The organism is Bacillus sp. JJ1609, assembly GCF_036967045.1.
Lineage (GTDB): Bacteria > Bacillota > Bacilli > Bacillales > Cytobacillaceae > Mesobacillus.
Genome location: NZ_JBALSS010000005.1, coordinates 87,532 through 88,109 on the forward strand (window position 1 = coordinate 87,532; position 578 = coordinate 88,109).

The 578-nt window shown below is 44.6% G+C and carries 1 protein-coding gene; it reads left to right on the forward strand.

Annotated features, from left to right (window positions below):
• Window positions 1-52 precede the first annotated feature (52 nt).
• Entirely contained in the window at window positions 53-511 is a 459-nt protein-coding gene (locus tag V7654_RS04110; protein ID WP_335428699.1) for an NUDIX hydrolase, read from the forward strand.
• The last annotated feature ends 67 nt before the right edge of the window (window positions 512-578 follow it).

Genomic DNA, 578 nt, shown 5'->3' on the forward strand with positions numbered 1-578 from the left:
CGCTTGTCGGGGCTGACCAAGGCGCTTACGCATTTCTGAAGAGGTGGAATTGATGCAGCGCGTGACAAATTGTGTTTTGGTTAAAGATAATAAGATTTTGCTGCTGCAAAAGCCACGCCGCAATTGGTGGGTGGCTCCGGGCGGAAAGATGGAACCAGGGGAGACTGTGAAGGACTCCTGTGTACGCGAATTTCGTGAGGAGACAGGGATTTACCTTCGGAATCCTCAGATTAAAGGAATTTTTACCTTTGTCATCAAGGAAGATGATCAAGTCATTTCTGAATGGATGATGTTTACCTTTTATGCGACCGAGGCAGACGGCATCAATCTGGATGAATCGGAAGAGGGAACGATCTCCTGGCATGAGCTTGATAGTATTAAAGAGCTTCCTATGGCCGCAGGGGATTATCATATCCTGGATTATATGGTCCATGGACAGGGCATTATCTATGGAGCCTTTACTTATACACCGGATTTTGAGCTGATTAACTACAGGCTCGATCCAAATTGATCGTTTATGATTTATAAGGCTCTGTCATGGCCTAATTTGTTTTTTAATACCTGTTGATTGTAGTGGA

What these genes read in the sequence shown, in the direction of transcription:
- V7654_RS04110 (WP_335428699.1), top strand. Translation starts at nt 53, where the DNA reads ATGCAGCGCGTGACAAATTGTGTTTTGGTTAAAGATAATAAGATTTTG.